2 protein-coding genes are annotated in these 2,336 nt (G+C 40.7%); both read right to left on the bottom strand.

The annotated features are described in order from the left end of the window. Positions 1 to 403: 403 nt before the first annotated feature. Positions 404 to 1,243, bottom strand: coding sequence for a subclass B3 metallo-beta-lactamase (gene bla, locus B5X68_RS28485; protein WP_374754829.1), 840 nt, complete (start codon positions 1,241 to 1,243; stop codon positions 404 to 406). 719 nt (positions 1,244 to 1,962) lie between these two features. Beyond that, positions 1,963 to 2,268 carry a PDDEXK nuclease domain-containing protein gene (locus B5X68_RS28490; protein ID WP_082218168.1) on the bottom strand — a complete coding sequence of 102 codons (306 nt, stop codon included), beginning with the start codon at positions 2,266 to 2,268 and terminating at the stop codon, positions 1,963 to 1,965. Between the last annotated feature and the right edge of the window lie 68 nt (positions 2,269 to 2,336).

Here is a 2,336-nt window from a genome sequence, read left to right on the forward strand (position 1 = left end):
GATCTGGGTTTCTGTGAATCTCGTCTTTTTCATCAGTTTAAAATTAAGTGATATTCTCTAATTTCAAACTGTCTGTCATTTAGGGACACTTACACTACCATGCGTATATGAAAACGCTCTACCAAAAACTAGAAGCCCTTGCCAATTAGCAATTACAATTTAAGCGAAGGTATAATTGCAGTTACAACAATACAAAGTTTTGAATGCTGCTTGAAATTCCTGGCTAGGGGAAAAGCTGAAAGCAATTGAATTGTGCGCTATTCAACAAAAGAGAGATTGCTAGTCGAGAACTATAAGATTTCCATGAACTTCTCAGGCTTGCCAAGCCTGACCAATATCTTTATTTAACATAACCGCAAGTTATATACGTTTATAAAAGTGTGGGAATGATTTGTCCGAATTACTATTTCTCTTTCAGCTTCTCATGGTAACGCTTCTCAAGCCAAGCCATCAGATCGTCGTATCCTTTTCGGTCGGAGAAAGCATCCGGATTGTAGCTGTCGCCTTCCTTCCGCTTTTTCTCCAGGCCAAACTGCCCGGCATGCGATGCCACCCAGAGGTCAAAATCTAGCTTTTTCATGGCGTCAATGGTGTTGCCGTAATCTTTCGCTACATCTGGATATCCCGGCATACCGGATAATTTCGTTTCGTCCAGAATCCCGGGAAAATTGGCAATCAGGACCTTATAGGAGCGTTTGTTATCCTTTACAGTCAATAAAAAACTATTGGCTCCAGGTGTATGGCCAGGGTGGTGAAGGACCGTCAACTCGGCATCTTCCAAACGAACAACCTCCTGATCCTTCAATATACGATCCGCCTTCACAGGCTCGAACGTGGCACCGTATTCACCCAGCACATAATCTGAAGCACCGCCGTCGGCAAGCGCTTTCGTATCCCGGGCATGTATCATCATTTTAGCACCCGTCTCCTTTTTTATCTCTGCCATCCCCGCGACGTGGTCATAATGGGCATGTGTGGCCAGTAGTATTTTGATATCAGAAAACTTAAAACCCAAGCTAGTGATATGCTTTTTTATCAACGGAACGGATTCTTCCAAACCCGTATTGATCAGGACATGTCCTTTAGGCGTTGTGACTAAGTAACAGGCCAGGTCAGCTGTACCGACATAATACAGGTTACCGGCAATACGAAAGGGTTGGTAATCACGGCTCCAGACTTGCTGGTTAAAGGGCAGTTTGTACTTTTGAGCCTGTGTTGTAAAAGCAGGAGCAAATAACAACATCGCCAGGGCGATGTTTCTGGTCAGTTTGGATTGAAAAAGCATAACGGGAAAGTATGCCCGAAATTAAGTAACTATTTTCTGCCAAACAATACGAATTCGTCCGTTGGCCCCTTCTCCTTGTACTAACTCAAGAACTTCGCCTGAATTCGCCGTTCCCCCTTGTTCTGTGTTTTCTCATTTAACAAAATGAGTTATACACCGGAAGGTATTGCCCTAATATAGCTTGACATTAATTTGTAATTGATTGTATTACAGCATCTTATGTAAAGTGTCAATAGATCAAAAACCGGTTTAGTCAAATGATAAATCGTTGCATTGCTGACAAGTGCTTCATACTGCCGGACAAAATCTAAGGGACTTGGATGATGTTTCTGCATAGTTGATAAGCATATGCTGTTCGTTCAGGATTTTTATAGATTGGCAAGTCCCGTTGATAGCAATATGCTTCTTCTACTCTAACCGGACTTTATAAAAAAACACATCTGGTTCCTTTGCTAAAAATACAGCAACGGTCCCAATCACAACCAAGCACACTGCTCCACTTAAGAATGCTGCATTAATATCCCAGATTCTGGTACTTCTTTGCCAGCTAATGATACATGGATATCGTAACATTTAGAGGCAATATCTTCTTCCGACATGATTTAAGGAGGATAGTTTATTCTCGACAAATATAACAAAAGTTACATATTTTATAACATACCTAATGATTTATCAAACTATTCATTCTCAATATTTTTTAGCTCAGATTCAATTTCCTCAATAGTTGGGAAACTTTCGCGCAGATTTTCCGGAAGCATTTCCGTAAATTTAAATTCACTAATCCCCATAGGCTTATTGATATCTCTCAAAGCAAATTCAGCCTCTACATTGTTCTTGTCGCGGCAAAGTAATATTCCTATTGTAGGCTTATCATCCGCTGCCTTCAGAATAGAATCCACAGCAGAAAGGTAGAAGTTAAGCTTTCCAGTGTATTCAGGCATAAACTTTGTATTTTTAAGTTCATATGTTGTGTAATCAGTTATGTGTTGCTAGCCACCATTCTGGCCACATTGCGATCAAAACAGTTTTTAACAACACATAATTGCCTGCT

The organism is Dyadobacter psychrophilus (assembly GCF_900167945.1).
Classification (GTDB): domain Bacteria; phylum Bacteroidota; class Bacteroidia; order Cytophagales; family Spirosomataceae; genus Dyadobacter; species Dyadobacter psychrophilus.

What these genes read in the sequence shown, in the direction of transcription:
- bla (WP_374754829.1), bottom strand. Translation starts at nt 1,243, where the DNA reads ATGTTGTTATTTGCTCCTGCTTTTACAACACAGGCTCAAAAGTACAAA.